Genomic DNA, 16,567 nt, shown 5'->3' with positions numbered 1-16,567 from the left:
CCTCAGGGAGCGCCGGCGCGCTGGTCCTGCTCGCTCGCGGCGGCGAGCACGGAGTCGAGCAGTCCGGGGAAGAGCGCGTCCAGGTCGTCGCGGCGCAGGCAGTTCACCTTGGCCGTGCCCCGGTAGACCTGTGAGATGACTCCGGCCTCGCGCAGCACGCGGAAGTGGTGGGTGCAGGTCGACTTGCTTACCGGCAGTTCGACGTCGGAGCAGGTCGCCTCGCGCTCGGCGAGCACGCGGACCACGCGCAGCCGCATGGGGTCGGAGAGCGCGTGGAGCACACCTTCGAGGCGGATCGCGTCGCGGCCCGGATGGTCCAGGGCCCGGCCGGGGGCGAGGGGCGGTGTGCTCGCTTCGGGGGACGGCATGGACCCATGGTACGAGCACTCTCGTAGTTTGACAGATGGCGTACTACGAGCCTTACCGTAGGAGCCCGTTCGTCCGGCTCCCATCGGAGGAGAGTGCCATGAGCGCCCTGTTCGAGCCCCTCACCCTGCGGTCGTTGACGATTCCCAACCGGATCTGGATGGCGCCCATGTGCCAGTACTCGGCCGCCACGGAGGGCCCCGGGACCGGTGTCCCGGACGACTGGCACTTCGCGCACCTGGCCTCGCGCGCGGTCGGCGGCACGGGGCTGATCCTCACCGAGGCGACCGCGGTCGCACCCGAGGGTCGCATCAGCCGGGCGGATCTCGGCATCTGGAACGAGCGGCAGCAGCAGGCCTTCGGCCGGATCACCCGGTTCATCAGGGACCAGGGGGCGGTGGCCGGGATCCAGTTGGCGCACAGCGGGCGCAAGGCCTCGACCCAGCCGCCGTGGCTCGGCGGCGGAGCGGTGAGCGAGGAGGCGGGCGGGTGGCGGCCTCTGGCGCCGAGCCCGGTCCCGTTCGACGATCGCTCCCCGCAGCCGCATCAGCTGACGCCTAATCAGATCACCGGGATCGTGGAGCAGTTCGCGGCCGCCGCGCGGCGTGCGCGGGACGCCGGCTTCCAGGTGGCCGAGGTGCACGGGGCGCACGGCTACCTCGTCCACGAGTTCCTCTCCCCGCACAGCAACCACCGCACCGACGCGTACGGCGGCAGCTTCGAGAACCGGATCCGCTTCGCGCTCGACGTCGTGGACGCCGTGCGTGCCCAGTGGCCCGACGATCTCCCCGTCCTCTTCCGGGTCTCGGCGACGGACTGGTTCGCGGAGAACGGGAGGGACGGCGGCTGGACCGCCGAGGACACCGTGCGGCTCGCCAAGGAGCTACTGGTGCACGGCGTGGACCTGCTGGACGTCTCCAGCGGCGGCAACGCCGCCGATGTGCGGATCCCCGCCGGCCCCGGATACCAGGTGCCCTTCGCGGCGCAGGTCAAGGCGGAGACGGATCTGCCGGTGGCGGCGGTGGGCCTGATCACCGAGCCCCGGCAGGCCGAGGAGATCCTCGAACGCGGCGAAGCGGACGCGGTGCTGCTCGGACGGGAGCTCTTGCGGGACCCGTACTGGGCACGGCGCGCCGCGCGGGAGCTGGGGCACGACGCGGCCGTGCCGCCGCAGTACGCGCGCGCCACGCTCTGACCTGGGACGACTGCACGCAGCGGGTCATTGTCAGTGGAGCGGTGCAGACTCTGTGGTGCGGAGGCCCTCCCTGGTCCTCCGGCATCTCGGAGGTGGTGATGCGCCATGGCAGAGGTGGTGCTCGGGGTCGGCACCAATAAGGGGCTGTTCCTGGGACGCGGACACGGCGGCAAGTGGGAGTTCAGCGGCCCGCGCTTTCCGATGCAGGCGGTCTACGCGATCGGGATCGACACCCGGCGCGCAGTGCCGAGGCTGCTCGTCGGCGCCGACAGCTCGCACTGGGGTCCGTCGGTGTTCCGCTCGGACGACTTGGGCTCGACGTGGCACGAGCCGCAGCGCCCGGCGGTGAAGTTCCCGCGCGACACCGACGCGTCGCTGGAACGGGTCTGGCAGCTGAAGCCCGCCGGGGCCGAGGCGCCCGACGTGGTCTACGCGGGCACGGAACCGGGCGCGCTGTTCCGCTCCGAGGACGGGGGCGAGACCTTCTCCCTGGTACGGGCGCTGTGGGAGCACCCGCAGCGGGAGCAGTGGGCCGCGGGGTTCGGCGGACAGGCGGTGCACACCGTGGTGACCGATCCGCGGGACGCCGATGCAGTGACGATCGCCGTCTCCACCGGTGGCGTCTACCGCACCCTCGACGGCGGGAAGAGCTGGGCGCCGTTCAACACCGGCGTGCAGACCACCTTCCTGCCCGAGCGATACCCGCAGTTCGGACAGTGCGTGCACAAGGTGGCGCAGGACTCCGAGGATCCCGACCGGCTGTTCCTGCAGAACCACGGCGGTGTCTACCGCAGCGACAACGCGGGCCGCAGCTGGACGTCGATCGCCGAGGGGCTGCCCGCCGACTTCGGTTTCCCGGTGGCCACGCATCCGCGGCGCGGCGGTGTGGCATACGTCTTCCCGCTCCAGGCCGACTCCGACCGCTTCCCGGCGGGCAAGCACTGCCGTGTCTACCGTACGGAGGACGCGGGGAAGAGCTGGCAGAAGCTGTCCGCGGGGCTTCCGGCGAGCGAACACTACGGCGCAGTACTGCGCGACGCGCTGTGCCTGGACGACAACGATCCGGCGGGCGTGTATTTCGGCAACCGCAACGGGGAGGTCTATGCGAGCGCGGATGACGGCGATTCGTGGCAGTTGATCGCCTCGCATCTGCCGGACGTGCTGTGCGTGCGGGCCGCGGTGACCAGTTGAATGGACGTGTGAATGGGCGTGCCCGGTAAGCCAGTAGAGTGGCCGACCGTGGCACGACCCTTGAACGAGATCGTCGAAGCGGGCTGGGCGAAGGCGCTGGAGCCGGTGGCTGGGAGAATCGGCGCCATGGGCGATTTCCTGCGTGCGGAAATCGCCGCGGGCCGCACGTACCTGCCGTCGGGACCGAATGTGCTGCGCGCCTTCCAGCAGCCCTTCGACGATGTGCGGGTTCTCATCGTCGGCCAGGACCCCTACCCCACACCCGGCCATGCCGTAGGGCTGAGCTTCTCGGTCGCGCCCGAGGTACGCCCGCTGCCTGGCAGTCTGGTCAACATCTTCCGCGAGTACAGCACCGATCTGGGGTTCCCCCCGCCGTCCAATGGCGACTTGACACCGTGGACGCGCCACGGGGTGCTGCTCCTCAACAGGGCATTGACCACGGCCCCGCGCAGGCCCGCGGCGCACCGGGGCAAGGGCTGGGAGGAGGTCACGGAACAGGCGATCCGGGCACTGACGGCACGGGGTAAGCCTCTGGTGTCCGTACTGTGGGGACGGGACGCGCGCAACCTGCGCCCGCTGCTCGGCGCGCTGCCCGCCATCGAGTCGTCGCACCCCTCCCCCATGTCGGCCGACCGTGGCTTCTTCGGTTCCCGGCCGTTCAGCCGCACCAATGAGCTGCTCGCGCAGCAGGGCGCGGAGCCCGTGGACTGGCGTCTTCCCTGACCGGCCGGCGGGCGCCGGCTCCGGTAATCTGCCCCGCGTGACACCGCGTACGCCCGGCTGGGTCCTGGGGGTCGATTCGGGCGGCTCGGGGCTGCGCTTCGTACTCGTCCGGCTCTACGGCGACGCGACGGTCCGGGAGATCGCCGCCACAGCCGCCGACGCGCCGGTGCGCACCGGCGCGGGCGGCATCGACGCCGACCACCTGCTGGCGCTGCTCCGCCCCGCCGTCGAGGCCGCCATGGCCGACACGGGGGCCGATCGCCTCAGCGCGGCGGCGATCGGAGCCGCCGGAATGGCATCGCTGGGCACAGCGTTGCGGGAGCGGCTGCCGGCGGCACTGCACACCGCGTTCGGCGTGCCTCCCGGGCGGCTCGCGCTCGCCGCCGATGCCGTGACGGCGTACGTGGGAGCGCTCGGCATGCGGCCCGGTGCCGTCGTCGCCGCGGGCACCGGAATGGTAGCGATCGGCACCGGCCTCGGTGACAGCGGCTGGCTGCGCGCCGACGGATGGGGACACCTGCTCGGCGACTGCGGTGGCGGCGCATGGATCGGGCGTTGCGGTCTGGAGGCGGCAATGCGCGCTCATGACGGGCGCGAGGGCGGATCGAGTCCGCTGCTGGCACGCGTCAAGGCCGTGTTCGGGCCGCCCGCCGAACTGCCGGGGAAGCTGTATCCGCGCAACGACCGCGCTGCCGTGCTCGCCTCGTTCGCCCCGGAAGTCGCCCGCTGCGCGGATGCGGATCCGGTGGCCGCGGACATCCTGCGCACGGCTGCCCGGCACATCCTGCAGGCAGCGGCTGCCGTGCGGCGCGATCACGGTGGTGAAGTGGCCCTCACCGGAGGGCTGTTCAGGATGGGCGAGCCGTTGCTGGCTCCGCTCCGGCATCAGGCGAAGAAGTATCTGCCGGGCGTCCGCCTGACCGCCCCCGAGGGCGACCCGCTGCACGGCGCGGTGCGCATCGCCGAGGAACTCGCCGGTGGCGCACTCCCGCTGCCGGTGGATCCTGCGCTGCTCACCCTTCACTGACGCCGTTCGCTGACAGTGTTCGCTCGTCGCGCATTCGCCGCCCCATGTCAGCTGATTTCGCAGGAGATTTCCGGAGATCACGCCAGTAATCCCGCCAGACCCGGGCACCCCACCCCACCCCGCCACCCGGCCAGGCCAGGACCCGTGCGGAACCGTTAGCATGCGTCGCCATGAGCTCTGCCACTGGCCCCGCACCCGGCCTGCCCGTACGAATGCCGCGTCCCCGACAGCCCGGTCGGCACCGGCGCCCGGAGCCTCTGGCCGCGCCTGAGGACGCACCGGCCCTGGTCCTCGCCGTTCCCGGCGCCCCCTCCCCCGCCGTTCGTGCGCTGGTGGAGGAGGTGCTCAGCATCGCAGGCTCGGAGCTGCCCGGACTCAACGCCCGTATCGGGTATCTCGACGGTACCGGTGACGATGTGAGCTCCGAATACCCGTCGCTCCAGGCCGAGTTGGGGAGGGCCGCCGTTCGGGAGCGCCCGGAGGGCGTCCCTGCCGCGGTGGTCGTGCCGCTCCTCGCCGGGCCTGAGGCGTCGGTGCTGGGCCGGATCCGGCAAGCGGCCGCGGAGTGCGGAGCGGCCTTCGAGCTGACCGACGTCCTCGGTCCGCACCCGCTGCTCGCCGAGGCGCTGCACGTACGCCTGTCCGAGACGGGTCTCGCCCGGGCGGACCGTGCGCGGCTGTTCACCGTCGCGACCGCGGCCGACGGCATCATCCTGGCCACCGTCGGCGGTGAGGAGGCCGTGCAGGCCGCCGGCGTCACGGGACTGCTGCTCGCCGCCCGGCTCGCCGTGCCGGTGCTGGCCGCCGGTATCGATGTGGACGGCGCGATCGCGCACACCGCAGAGCAGTTGCGCGCATCGGGCTCCGGAAGGCTGGCGCTCGCGCCGTGTCTGATCGGCCCCGAACTCGGCGACGGGCTGCTTGCGGCCGCTGCCGAGGACGCCGGCTGTGCGGCCGCGGAAGCGCTGGGCTCCTACCCGGCGGTCGGCCGCCTCGTCCTCAACCGCTACACCGCGGCACTCGGCATCGCGCCTCAGCAGCCCCAAGGGGCCCCACTGCGCTGACTCCGTGCCGGGGCGGCTCCCCCCGCCCCGCGGACCAGGACGACGGCGCGGCGATGCGACGTCAGGCGAACACGACGCACGAAGCGGCCGGGACGGGGACCGATCCGGCGAGCAGCGGGATCCCCGTCTCCGGGTCCACGTCGAACCAGGTCACGTCCCCCGACCGCTCGTTGGCCACGTAGAGGCGGCTGCCGGAGGGGTCGAGCGTGAGGTGACGCGGCCAGTTCCCTCCGCACGGCGTGGTGCCGGCGAGCTCCAGGTGGTCGCCCTCCGCGTCGAGATCGAGGACGGCGATGCAGTCGTGGCCCCTGTTGGCGACCCACACGTAGCGTCCGTCGGGTGAGACCACCACCTCCGACGGGAAGTTGGGCTCATCACTGGAGTCAAGCGACACGGTCGCCGCCGAGCCGATCGGGGTCAGCGTTCCCGTGCCGGCATTCCAGGCGAATACGGTGACGCTGGAGCGCAGTTCGTTGACGACGTAGGCGCGGTGACCGCGCGGGTGGAAGGCCAGATGGCGCGGGCCGGTGCCCGGACGCAACGCGGCCTCGCCGTGGATGCGCAGTATGCCGGTCGCCGTGTCGAGGGCGTAGACGCGCACCGTGTCGGTGCCGAGGTCGGCGCCGAGGATCCACCGTCCCGAGGGATCCGGCACCACGGCGTGGGCGTGCGGGCCTTCCTGACGCTCCGGATGCGGGCCACGCCCCTCGTGGGTCAGCACCTGGCTGGGTTCGCCGACGCCGCCGTCGGGCCCGATGGGCAGCACGCTGATGCTGCCCGAGGTGTAGTTGGCGGTGAGCAGGTAGCCGTCGATCACGCACAGATGGGTGGGCGCGCCGCCCTGGACATGGACCGTGGCGCCGATGGGGCGGGGCGCGTCGGGGTCCTGGAGGGAGATGGCGGCCGCCCCGCCCTCGGGCTGCTCGCTGACCGCGTAGAGCACGGCGGCGTCCGGTGACAGCGCGAGGAACGACGGGTCGGGCACCGTCCCCGTCCGGTTCACCTCGGTGAGCGCCCCGGTCTGCGGGTCGTGGGCCACCGTGGTGATGCCGTTCCCGCCAGCCGAGGTGAACGATCCGATGTACGCGCGCTGCGCCCTTCCCGTGCCGGCCACCACGGCTCCCGTCTTCCGCAGATCTCGTCCGGCCTGACGCTAGTACCCGCAGGCCGCCTGTGCGAGGCGGACGGACGCGGGGACGGCGGGCACGACCTGGCAGGACCTGGGCGAAGGTCAGGCGGCGAGGGAGGCGGGCGCCGCGCTGCGCAGCGGGGCGTGCAGCTCGATGAGCGCGCGCTCCAGGCCGTGCAGATGGGCCAGTGCCCGTTCGGCGCCCGGGACGAGGTGGACGGTGTTCTCGGCGGGGGCCGGGAGAGGCTCGGACTCGTGCGCAGGACTCGCCGGGCTTGCGGCGCTCGCGTCGGCGTGCGGGTCCATCAGCCGCAGCACCGCCGATTCGACCCTGCGGCAAGCGGCGAGCAGCCGGTCGTCGTGCGAGGCGCGCGGGTCGGCAACCACCTCGGCGAGTCCGCGCACCTGCCGTGCGCAGTCGTCGAGGAGCACGAGCACGCTGCGGGCCCGCTCCTTGCGGCCGCGCAGCGGGCTGAGCGGGTGCACGAGCGGTGCGACGGCCGCCCGTACCCGGCCGAGCAGCAGATCGAGCTCACCGACGTGCGTCTCGAACGCCGTTGCCGTCCCTCGGGCGTCCGTGGACGACGACCTGTCGCCGAGGTGAAGCACGGCGGCGGTGGTCGCGCTGTGCACGGCGTGCAGAGTGCGCCGGATCCAGGCGTCCGTCGCCGCGTGCGTGGTGAGGGGCAGCACCAGGGCGACGGCGATCGCCGCGCCGAGTGCGCCGACGGCCGTCTCCTCCAGGCGCAGCACGAGCAGCCCGGGGTGGAGGACGCCGAGCAACCCCGCAGTGACGGCAGCGGTGACGCCGAGCACGGCACGCAGAGCTGCGCGCAGTCGCGTGCGCCCCGGGTCGGGCGCGACGATCGTCCTCTTCAGCTTCAACGGTGAGGTCCCCCTGGAAACGGAAAGGCGCTGCGGGGAGGGCGTGGGCGGCTCCTTTGCCGTCCCGAGGCAGCCCGGCGCAACGCCTTCGGTAATGCCATCGGCATACAGAGCAAAGCATTCGCACGCCCATCCACTCAACCGTCGCTCTATTTGCTGCGCCATTGGTACAGTAAAGACTCGTTTCTGTGCGCCGAATGGAGGCCGCTGGCCCATGGCTGTGGACGAGCTGGACGCCCGGATCCTGCGGCTGCTGCTGGAGCAACCGCGCACCAGCGTGCGCGAGTACGCCCGCATCCTTGGGATCGCGCGCGGCACGCTGCAGGCGCGGCTCGACCGTCTCGAGCGCGACGGAGTGATCACCGACTACGGGCCGAGGCTCTCCCCGGCCGCGCTCGGCCACCCGGTGACGGCGTATGTGCACATCGAGGTCACGCAGGGCCGTCTGGACGATGTGGGCGAGCGGCTGACCGCCGTCCCGCAGATCATCGAGGTCTTCTCGATCACCGGCGCCGGCGATCTGCTGACCCGGGTCGCGGCGCGCGACAACACCCATCTGGAGGACGTGATCCAGCGGGTGATCCGGATGCCGGGGGTGGTCCGCACCCGTACCGAGGTGGTGCTGCGCGAGCGCGTTCCCCATCGGTTGCTGCCTCTGGTGGAGTGGGTGGGGCGAACGGCGGCGGCTCCGGTGAGGTGATCGCCTCCGGGCGCCGGCTCCTTGGCATGCTTGAAGGCATGACCACCCCGGCTGTCATCTTCGACCTCGACGGCACGCTCGTGGACAGCGAGCCCAACTACTACGAAGCGATGCGGCGGCTGCTCGCCGCGCACGGGGTGCACGACTACACCTGGGGCTACCACGCCCGTTACGTCGGGATCAGCACCAAGGAGACGTTGGAGTCGCTGCGCGAGGAGTACAAGCTCTCGCCGCCGGTGGAGGAGCTGCTGGACTCCAAGAACCGGCTCTATCTGGAGTTGGCGCGCGCGTGCACCGAGGTGTTCCCGGAGATGAAGGTGTTCGCCGAGTCGCTGCACGCGGCAGGGCACCCGCTGGCCGTGGCCTCCGGTTCGTCGCGGGAGACGATCGAGGCGGTCCTGGCGGCCACCGGCCTTGACGCGTTGATCGGCACGGTGGTCTCGGCCGAAGAGGTCGAGCGGGGCAAGCCGGAGCCGGACGTCTTCCTGGAGGCCGCGAGGCGGCTCGGCGCGGACCCCGCGGACTGCGTCGTCGTGGAGGACGCGCCACCGGGCGCCGCCGCGGCCCAGCGGGCCGGTATGCGCTGCATTGCGATCCCGTACCTCCCTGAGCACGCGGACGATCCGGCGTTCGCGCCGGTCGGGCTGGTCTTCGCGGGCGGCCAGCGGGAGTTCGACGCGCGCGTCGCGTACGACTGGATCATCCGCGGCTGAGTTCCCGTGCGCAGCCCGGGCGCAGCCCGGGCGCAGCCCGCGCGGCGCCCGGACGGCGCCCGGACGGCGCCCGGACGGCGCCCGGACGGTGTCCGCGTGGCGAGATTGCCGTTGACCGGGCGATGGACCACTCGCTACGTTCGACGGCATGTTGCGTTCAGCCCTGCTCACCACGCGCGGTCACATCGACCTGCTGCGGGTGGCCTCCTCCGAGTGTCGCCGCGGTCGCTGACGCCTTTTCGACTTTTCTTCGCGCCTTCCCCGTTTTTCACCGTCATTCACCGCCTCCTGATGCGCGTGCGCACCTGCGGCAGCCCGCAGTGATCCATGTGGTCCGTCCGTGCGTACTCGCCTGAAGCGTTCCCCCGACGCACCTCCCCCCGACGCGGAGCCCTCCATGAGCATCGGCGATGCGCCACCCGAAATATCCGTCATTTCATCACCTGATGAGCGGCCGCGCACAACAGCTGCCGATCCCGCCGGCGGCCCGGCACTGCAGCGCATCGTCTCCACCACGGCCCGCAGCCGTTCCGTACCGCGCTGGCTGCGCCGCACCTCCGGCCCCCTTCTGCTGCTGGTCCTGTGGCAGGTTCTCAGCTCCACCGGCGTCCTGGCACCCGACATCCTCGCCTCACCCGGCACCATCGCGCGGACCGCAGGCATCCTGATCTCCGACGGCACACTGCCGTCGGCCATGCTGGTCTCGCTCCAACGTGTCGCCGTCGGCCTGGTTTTCGGCACGGTGACCGGCACCGGACTCGGGCTGCTCTCCGGCCTCTCCCGGCTGGGCGAGGACCTGATCGACGCGGCCGTTCAGATGCTGCGTGCAGTGCCGTTCGTCGGCATGATCCCGCTCTTCATCATCTGGCTGGGGATCGGCGAGACCCCAAGATCACTCTCATCGCGCTCGGCGTCGCCTTCCACCTCTACCTCAACGTGTATGCCGGGATCCGAGGCGTGGACGCGCAGTTGATCGAAGCGGGGACATCGCTCGGGCTGGGCCGCTGGGGCCTGATCCGCCACGTGCTGCTGCCCGGTGCGCTGCCGGGCGCAATGACCGGTCTGCGCTACGCGCTGGCGACCGCATGGCTCGCACTGGTCTTCGGCGAGACCGTCAACGCCGACAACGGCATCGGCTTCCTCATGGACCAGGCGCGTGAGTTCTTCCGCACCGACGTGATCGTCGTCTGCCTGGTGGTCTACGCCTTTCTCGGCCTTGCCGCCGATCTGATCGCCCGTCTCCTCGAAAGGCTGCTGCTTCAATGGCGACCGACATTCACCGGGAAGTGACGGACGACGCCGGCTCCGCGGTACGGATCGATGGGCTCAGGCGCTCCTTCGAGGGGCGAGCGGTCATCGACGGCCTGGACCTGACCGTCCGGCCGGGCGAGTTCGTGGCCCTGCTGGGCCGCAGCGGCTGCGGCAAGAGCACCCTGCTGCGGATCCTGGCCGGACTGGACCGGGAGATCGACGGCGCGGTGCTGGTCCCGCAGCGCCGCGCGGTGGCGTTCCAGTCGCCGCGCCTCATGCCGTGGAAGAGGGTGTGGCGCAATGTGCTGCTGGGGCTGCCGGGCCGGCCCGAGCGCGCGGAGGCCGTACAGGCCCTCACCGAGGTCGGTCTGGAGCACCGGAGCGACGCATGGCCGAAGACGCTCTCCGGCGGCGAGGCCCAACGCGCGTCACTGGCCCGGGCATTGGTCCGAACACCCGATCTGCTGCTGCTCGACGAGCCGTTCGGGGCGCTCGACGCCCTCACCCGGATCAGGGCGCAGCAGCTCGTCGGGGAGGTCTGGCAGCGGCGCGGCTGCGCGGTGCTGCTCGTCACCCACGACGTCGAAGAGGCGCTGCTGCTCGCCGACCGGGTGCTGGTCATGGAGGACGGGGTGATCGCCCATGAGGCGGAGGTCGGCCTGGACCGGCCGCGTGACGTGGGAGCACCCGGGTTCGTCCGGCTGCGCGCCCACCTCCTCGACCGCCTAGGCGTCAAGGCCCCCGCGCCCTCCGAGGCCGCCTGATGTCCCGTCCCTTCGCCGTACGTTCAAAGAAAGTCGAACTGCCATGAGAATACGTGCCGCTGGTGCACTGCTGATCCCGCTCGCCCTGCTCGCCGCCGCCTGCGCCGGCACCTCCTCCGCCGGCACCTCCTCCGCCGACGACTCCTCGGCCGGAGCCGGACTCGGCGGCGGCAGCCGGACCGTGGGCTCCGGCAGCACCACGCTCGACGTCGGCGACCAGAAGGGCGGCTCCCAGGCCGTTCTGGAGGCCGCGGGTGAGCTGAAGAACCTGCCGTACAAGATCGGTTGGTCGACGTTCACGTCGGGACCGCCGCTGCTCGAGGCGGTGAATGCCAAGGCCGTGGACATCGGTGGGGTCGGCAACACCCCGCCGGTCTTCGCCGCGGCCTCCAACTCCGCGATCACTGTCGTGGCTTCCTCACGCCAGTCCGAGGCCGGCGACGCGATCGTCGTCCCCCAGGGGTCGACGTTGACATCGGTGGCCGACCTGAAGGGCAAGTCGATCGCGGTGGCGCAGGGAAGCTCGTCGAACTACACCCTCGTCGCCGCGCTGGCGAAGGCGGGGCTGAAGCCATCGGACGTCACGTTCGACTACCTGCAGCCGGCCGATGCCCTCGCCGCGTTCAGCCGGCACGCCGTCGACGCCTGGGCCACCTGGGACCCGTACACCACACAGGTGGAGCAGGCCGACCATGCCCGGATCCTGGCCACGGGTCAGGGATTGCCCGGCGTCGGCCTCAACTTCCAGGTCGCCTCGCCCTCGGCGCTCGCCGACAAGGCGAAGGCCGCGGCGATCGCCGACTACCTCAAGCGGCTGCACAAGGCACAGCTGTGGGCCGACGCCCACCCCGAGCAGTGGGCCAGGGTCTGGGCGAAGGACACGGGTCTCTCCTACGGCGTCGCACTCGCCGCGGTGAAGCAGTCGGAGGCGACCACGGTGCCGGTCGCCGTGGACAGCTCCGCCATCGCCTCGGAACAGCAGATCGCAGACGCCTTCGCCGCGTTGAAGCTGATCCCGCACGGCATCGCCTTCGCCGACTTCGTGGACAAGCGCTTCAACGCCGGCCTGCCGCCGTCGACGACCGCACCCCGTACCTCCTGAAAGGCCTGTACCTCCTGAAAAGCCCGCCATGTCCATACACCTTCACTGGTTCCTGCCCACCGGCGGTGACGGCCGGACCCTCGTCGACCGTCATGCCTACACCGACAGCGGGATCAAGCACTCGCGCATCACCCCTGTCGGCGGGGTGCGCGCGCCACATCGACTACCTCACGCAGATCGCCAAGGCCGCCGAGCAGCCGGGCTTCGAGGCCGTGCCCACCCCGACCGGCGCCTGGTGCGAGAACGCCTGGCTCACCACGGTGGCGCTCTCGCAGCACACCGAGCGCTCCGGTGCGTCCGTCCTTCCGCTCCGTCCGGCGGACGACGACCGCGCACGGGAAGCGCTGGGACATCCGGCGCGTTAGTGGAAATGTGAACTACTTCAGCGGGGCCCAAGAGACCGAGGTGGCGGTCGTCGGGGCCGGCCAGGCCGGGCTGTCGGCTGCGTACTTCCTCACCCGGGCCGGTCTGCGGGCGGGCACGGATTTCGTGGTGCTCGATCACTCGCCGGCGCCCGGCGGCGCCTGGCAGTTCCGCTGGCCGACTCTGACGTACGGCAAGGCGCATCGCGTCCACGACCTGCCGGGCCGTCCGCTCGTCGGCGCGGACGAAGGCCGCCCGGCGTCGGAGGTGGTGGGCGAGTACTTCGCCACGTACGAACGCGCCTTCGACCTGCGGGTGCGACGCCCGGTCGATGTCTCGGCGGTGCGGGACGGCCCGGACGGCCGGTTGCTCGTGGAGAGCGGCGCGGGCACCTGGTCGGCGCGCGCCCTGGTCAATGCGACCGGCACCTGGGACCGACCGTACTGGCCGCACTACCCGGGGCAGAGCTCCTTCCATGGCCGTCAGTTGCACACCGCCCAGTACCGCGGCCCGGAGGAGTTCGCGGGGCTGCGAGTGGTGGTGGTCGGCGGCGGTGCCTCGGGAACCCAGCATCTGATGGAGCTGGCAGCGGCGGGCGCGCACACGACGTGGGTGACTCGCCGCCCGCCGGTCTTCGTCGACGGCCCGTTCGACCAGGAGCGCGGCCGCCACGCCGTTTCGCTCGTCGAGGACCGGGTACGGCGCGGCTTGCCGCCGCGAAGCGTGGTCAGCGTGACGGGTCTTCCGGTGACGCGCGCCGTGGAGGAGGCGCGAGCGCTCGGAGTGCTCGACCGGCTGCCGGTCTTCGACCGCATCACACCGCAGGGTGTGGTGTGGGACGACGGCCGTCGGGTCGAGGCGGATGTGATCCTTTGGGCGACCGGTTTCCGCGCCGCACTCGACCATCTGGCGCCGCTGCGGCTGCGTGAGCCGGGTGGCGGCATCCGGCTCGACGGCACCAGCGTGGTGAAGGATCCTCGGATCCATCTGATCGGTTACGGCGGGTCGGCCAGCACGATCGGTGCCAACCGCGCCGGGCGCGCTGCCGTGCGGGAGATCACCGGGTTGCTGGCGGCCCACGGGGCGGCCTGACGGACCCAGACATCGGATGTCTGGCTTCACACTGCCGAGCGCGTACGGCAAGATGAACCCCCGGCACGATCACCGACGTCAGGAGGCACCGTGCGGGTGGCGCTCTTCATCACGTGCGTCAACGACGCGCTGTTCCCGGACGCCGGCCGGGCAGTGGTCGGCCTCCTGGAACGGCTCGGTGTCGCGGTCGACTTCCCGCCCGGTCAGACCTGTTGCGGCCAGATGCAGTACAACACCGGTTACCGGCATCAGGCCGAGCCGTTGGCCGTGCGCTTCGCCTCGGTCTTCGCCGGTTACGACGCCGTGGTCACCCCGTCCGGCTCGTGTGCGGCCATGGTCCGCGAGGTCTACCCGAGGATCGGCGAGCGGGCAGCGGCCGAGGGCAGGGGCGATGCTCTCGCCGAACAGGCCGCTCGTGTCGTCCCCAAGGTCTACGAACTCTCCGAGTTCCTGGTCGATGTGCTCGGCGTCGAGGACGTCGGCGCGTACTTCCCGCACACGGTGGCCTACCACCCGACCTGTCACAGCCTGCGTCTGCTCCGGGTCGGCGACCGCCCGACGCGGCTGCTGCGCGCCGTCAAGGGGCTCGACCTCGTCGAGTTGCCGGGAGCGGAGGAGTGCTGCGGCTTCGGGGGCACCTTCTCGGTGAAGAATCCGGCGGTCTCCGCTGCGATGGGGTCGGACAAGGTGCGGGCCGCGGTCGATTCCGGCGCCGAGGTGCTGTGCGCCGCGGACAACTCCTGCCTGATGCACATCGGCGGCACCATCTCCCGCCAGGGCTCAGGGGTGCGGGTGATGCACCTCGCGGAGATCCTGGCCCGTACGGAAGGGTCCGCGTCGTGAGCGGTACGTACCGTGGAGCACCTGCGTTTCCGAAGGCCGCCGAAGCCTCCACCCGTGACCGGCAGTTGCGGGGGAACCTGCGCCACGCGACCCACACCATCCGCGCCAAGCGCGCCCGCGCGGTCGCGGAACTGGGCGACTGGGCACAGTTGCGCGCCGCAGGTGCCGCCATCAAGGACCACACGCTGCGCCATCTCGACCACTACCTGGAGCAGTTGGAGGCCGCCGTCACAGCCGCCGGCGGGCAGGTGCACTGGGCGGTCGACGCCGACGAGGCCAATCGCATCGTCGCCGAGCTCGTGAAGGCGACCGGCGAGACGGAGGTCGTCAAGGTCAAGTCGATGGCCACCCAGGAGATCGGGCTCAACGAGGCGCTCGCCGAGCAGGGCATCCGCGCCTACGAGACCGACCTCGCCGAGCTGATCGTACAGCTCGGCGACGACCGCCCGTCACACATCCTCGTCCCCGCCATCCACCGCAACCGCTCCGAGATCCGCGACATCTTCCGCAGCACGATGGGCAAGTGGGGGCGCCCCGCACCCGACGACCTGACCGACTCCCCCGCCGAACTCGCCGAGGCCGCCCGCCTCCACCTGCGGGAGAAGTTCCTCGGTGCCAAGGTGGCCGTCTCCGGGGCCAATTTCATGGTCGCCGAGACGGGCACGCTCGTCGTCGTCGAGTCCGAGGGCAACGGCCGGATGTGCCTGACCCTCCCCGAGACGCTGATCTCCGTCGTCGGCATCGAGAAGGTGGTCCCCACCTGGCAGGACCTCGAGGTCTTCCTCCAGTTGCTCCCCCGCTCCTCGACCGCCGAGCGGATGAACCCGTACACCTCGACGTGGACCGGGACGACCGACGGCGACGGCCCGCAGACCTTCCATCTCATCCTGCTCGACAACGGGCGCACCGACACCCTCGCCGACACCGTCGGCCGCCAGGCGCTGCGCTGCATCCGCTGCTCGGCCTGTCTCAACGTCTGCCCCGTCTACGAGCGGGCCGGCGGCCACGCGTACGGGTCGCCTTATCCGGGGCCGATCGGCGCCATCCTCACCCCCCAGCTCCGGGGCACCGCGAGCGAGGTGGACGCCTCGCTGCCGTACGCATCGACGCTGTGCGGGGCCTGCTACGAGGTGTGCCCGGTCGCCATCGACATCCCCGAGGTCCTGGTGCATCTGCGGGAGCGTGTCGCCGAGGGCGGGCCCGCGACGCGGCACGGCACCAAGGTCACCATCAAACCGGCGAGGGGACACGCAGCCGAACGCGCCGCGATGCGCGCCGCCCGGTGGGCGTTCGAGCATCCGCGGGCGCTGCGGGCCGGGGAGCGTCTGGCGTCCGGGACCCGCAGCGTGCATCCGGCACGGCTGCGGCTGCCGGGTCCGGCGAGGGCGTGGTCGGACACGCGGGATCTGCCGTCGGCGCCGCCGGAGCCCTTCCGGGACTGGTGGCAGCGCACTCGCGGGGCGCGCGGCGGGGACGGCGGAAGGGCGACCCAGTGAGTTCGGCGGGCAGCAGGGACATCGTCCTCGGCCGGATCCGGCGGGCGCTGGCCGACGTGCCACGGACGGAGCGGCCGCAGGACGTACCGGTGGAGCGCACGTACCTGCGCACGCACGGCGAACGCAGCGAGCGGCAGACGGCCGACCTGCTGGCGGAGAACCTCGCGGACTACCGGGCGGTGGTGCATCGTTGCCCCTCCGGCGAACTGCCGGTGCGCGTCGCCTCCCTCCTCGCCGCGCGCGGGTCGGCGACGGTCGTCGTGGCGCCCGGTGTCCCGCAGGAATGGCTGAGCGAGGCCGCCGGGGTCGCACGGATCCCGGATTCCGCCGGGCAGACCGCCCATGAACTGGACTCGGTGGACAGCGTGGTCACCGGCTGTGCGGTAGCGATCGCCGAGACCGGCACGATCGTGCTCGACGCCTCACCTGACCAGGGCCGGCGGCGGATCACCCTCGTGCCGGACCACCACATCTGCGTCGTGCGGCTGGCCGACCAGGTGGTCGACTCGGTGCCGCAGGCCCTCGAACGGCTCGATCCGGCACGGCCGCTGACCTGGATCTCGGGTCCGTCGGCGACGAGCGACATCGAGCTGGACCGGGTCGAGGGCGTGCACGGGCCACGCACGCTGGAGGTGGTGCTGGTCGAGGGGTGACGGGAACGGG

Annotated in this window: 15 protein-coding genes and 3 pseudogenes; 15 read left to right on the top strand and 3 right to left on the bottom strand. The window is 71.7% G+C overall.

Annotation, left to right across the window (positions count from 1 at the left end):
* Positions 1–2 precede the first annotated feature (2 nt).
* Entirely contained in the window at positions 3–368 is a 366-nt protein-coding gene (locus NGB36_RS22780) for an ArsR/SmtB family transcription factor (RefSeq protein ID WP_255922267.1), read from the bottom strand.
* 98 nt (positions 369–466) lie between these two features.
* Between NGB36_RS22780 and NGB36_RS22775 the strand changes: the two genes are divergently transcribed.
* From NGB36_RS22775 to NGB36_RS22755, 5 genes are all read left to right on the top strand, one after another.
* Entirely contained in the window at positions 467–1,561 is a 1,095-nt protein-coding gene (locus NGB36_RS22775; RefSeq protein ID WP_255922266.1) for an NADH:flavin oxidoreductase/NADH oxidase, read from the top strand.
* A gap of 105 nt (positions 1,562–1,666) precedes the next feature.
* Positions 1,667–2,752 carry a WD40/YVTN/BNR-like repeat-containing protein gene (locus NGB36_RS22770; RefSeq protein WP_255922264.1) on the top strand — a complete coding sequence of 362 codons (1,086 nt, stop codon included), beginning with the start codon at positions 1,667–1,669 and terminating at the stop codon, positions 2,750–2,752.
* 12 nt (positions 2,753–2,764) lie between these two features.
* Positions 2,765–3,475, top strand: a complete 711-nt coding sequence (locus NGB36_RS22765; RefSeq protein ID WP_372509504.1) for a uracil-DNA glycosylase — start codon at positions 2,765–2,767, stop codon at positions 3,473–3,475.
* A gap of 37 nt (positions 3,476–3,512) precedes the next feature.
* Positions 3,513–4,502 carry an N-acetylglucosamine kinase gene (locus NGB36_RS22760; RefSeq protein ID WP_255922263.1) on the top strand — a complete coding sequence of 330 codons (990 nt, stop codon included), beginning with the start codon at positions 3,513–3,515 and terminating at the stop codon, positions 4,500–4,502.
* Positions 4,503–4,672: 170 nt separating this feature from the next.
* A complete protein-coding gene (locus tag NGB36_RS22755; RefSeq protein WP_255922262.1) occupies positions 4,673–5,566 on the top strand; it encodes a sirohydrochlorin chelatase in 894 nt (297 codons plus the stop codon).
* Positions 5,567–5,627: 61 nt separating this feature from the next.
* On the opposite strand, the gene NGB36_RS22750 is transcribed toward NGB36_RS22755, so the two are convergent.
* The gene (locus NGB36_RS22750) at positions 5,628–6,680 is read right to left on the bottom strand and encodes a lactonase family protein (protein WP_255922261.1); all 1,053 of its coding nucleotides are present in this window, start codon (positions 6,678–6,680) and stop codon (positions 5,628–5,630) included.
* A 117-nt stretch (positions 6,681–6,797) separates the two neighbouring features.
* Positions 6,798–7,496: pseudogene (locus NGB36_RS22745) on the bottom strand (FUSC family protein); the annotation flags it as partial.
* Between the two features lie 298 nt (positions 7,497–7,794).
* Between NGB36_RS22745 and NGB36_RS22740 the strand changes: the two are divergent.
* The 10 genes and pseudogenes from NGB36_RS22740 to NGB36_RS22695 all read left to right on the top strand — a co-directional run bounded on the left by NGB36_RS22740 (position 7,795) and on the right by NGB36_RS22695 (position 16,557).
* Positions 7,795–8,280, top strand: coding sequence for an Lrp/AsnC family transcriptional regulator (locus tag NGB36_RS22740; protein ID WP_255922260.1), 486 nt, complete (start codon positions 7,795–7,797; stop codon positions 8,278–8,280).
* A 38-nt stretch (positions 8,281–8,318) separates the two neighbouring features.
* Positions 8,319–8,993 (top strand): HAD family hydrolase, encoded by a 675-nt coding sequence (locus NGB36_RS22735; protein WP_255922259.1) that lies wholly within the window; start codon positions 8,319–8,321, stop codon positions 8,991–8,993.
* A gap of 397 nt (positions 8,994–9,390) precedes the next feature.
* Positions 9,391–10,283: pseudogene (locus tag NGB36_RS22730) on the top strand (ABC transporter permease).
* Positions 10,256–11,008, top strand: a complete 753-nt coding sequence (locus NGB36_RS22725) for an ABC transporter ATP-binding protein (protein WP_255922258.1) — start codon at positions 10,256–10,258, stop codon at positions 11,006–11,008. The pseudogene NGB36_RS22730 and the gene NGB36_RS22725 overlap by 28 nt, the downstream one beginning before the upstream one ends.
* Positions 11,009–11,051: 43 nt before the next feature.
* Positions 11,052–12,110 (top strand): ABC transporter substrate-binding protein, encoded by a 1,059-nt coding sequence (locus tag NGB36_RS22720; protein ID WP_255922257.1) that lies wholly within the window; start codon positions 11,052–11,054, stop codon positions 12,108–12,110.
* Positions 12,111–12,138: 28 nt separating this feature from the next.
* Positions 12,139–12,397, top strand: a pseudogene (locus NGB36_RS22715) (alkanesulfonate monooxygenase); the annotation flags it as partial.
* Positions 12,398–12,482: 85 nt separating this feature from the next.
* The gene (locus NGB36_RS22710; RefSeq protein WP_255922256.1) at positions 12,483–13,565 is read left to right on the top strand and encodes an NAD(P)-binding domain-containing protein; all 1,083 of its coding nucleotides are present in this window, start codon (positions 12,483–12,485) and stop codon (positions 13,563–13,565) included.
* A 90-nt stretch (positions 13,566–13,655) separates the two neighbouring features.
* Complete coding sequence (locus NGB36_RS22705; RefSeq protein ID WP_255922255.1) at positions 13,656–14,408, top strand: (Fe-S)-binding protein; 753 nt, start codon at positions 13,656–13,658, stop codon at positions 14,406–14,408.
* Positions 14,405–15,904: a lactate utilization protein B gene (locus tag NGB36_RS22700; RefSeq protein WP_255922254.1), complete on the top strand. Its 1,500-nt coding sequence runs from the start codon at positions 14,405–14,407 to the stop codon at positions 15,902–15,904. The genes NGB36_RS22705 and NGB36_RS22700 overlap by 4 nt, the downstream gene beginning before the upstream one ends.
* Positions 15,901–16,557, top strand: a complete 657-nt coding sequence (locus tag NGB36_RS22695) for a LutC/YkgG family protein (RefSeq protein WP_255922253.1) — start codon at positions 15,901–15,903, stop codon at positions 16,555–16,557. The genes NGB36_RS22700 and NGB36_RS22695 overlap by 4 nt, the downstream gene beginning before the upstream one ends.
* Positions 16,558–16,567: the final 10 nt, after the last annotated feature.

Origin of the sequence: Streptomyces humicola (genome assembly GCF_024436035.1) — a bacterium.
GTDB lineage: Bacteria > Actinomycetota > Actinomycetes > Streptomycetales > Streptomycetaceae > Streptantibioticus_B > Streptantibioticus_B humicola.
This window is presented reverse-complemented; position numbering and strand designations above follow the sequence as displayed.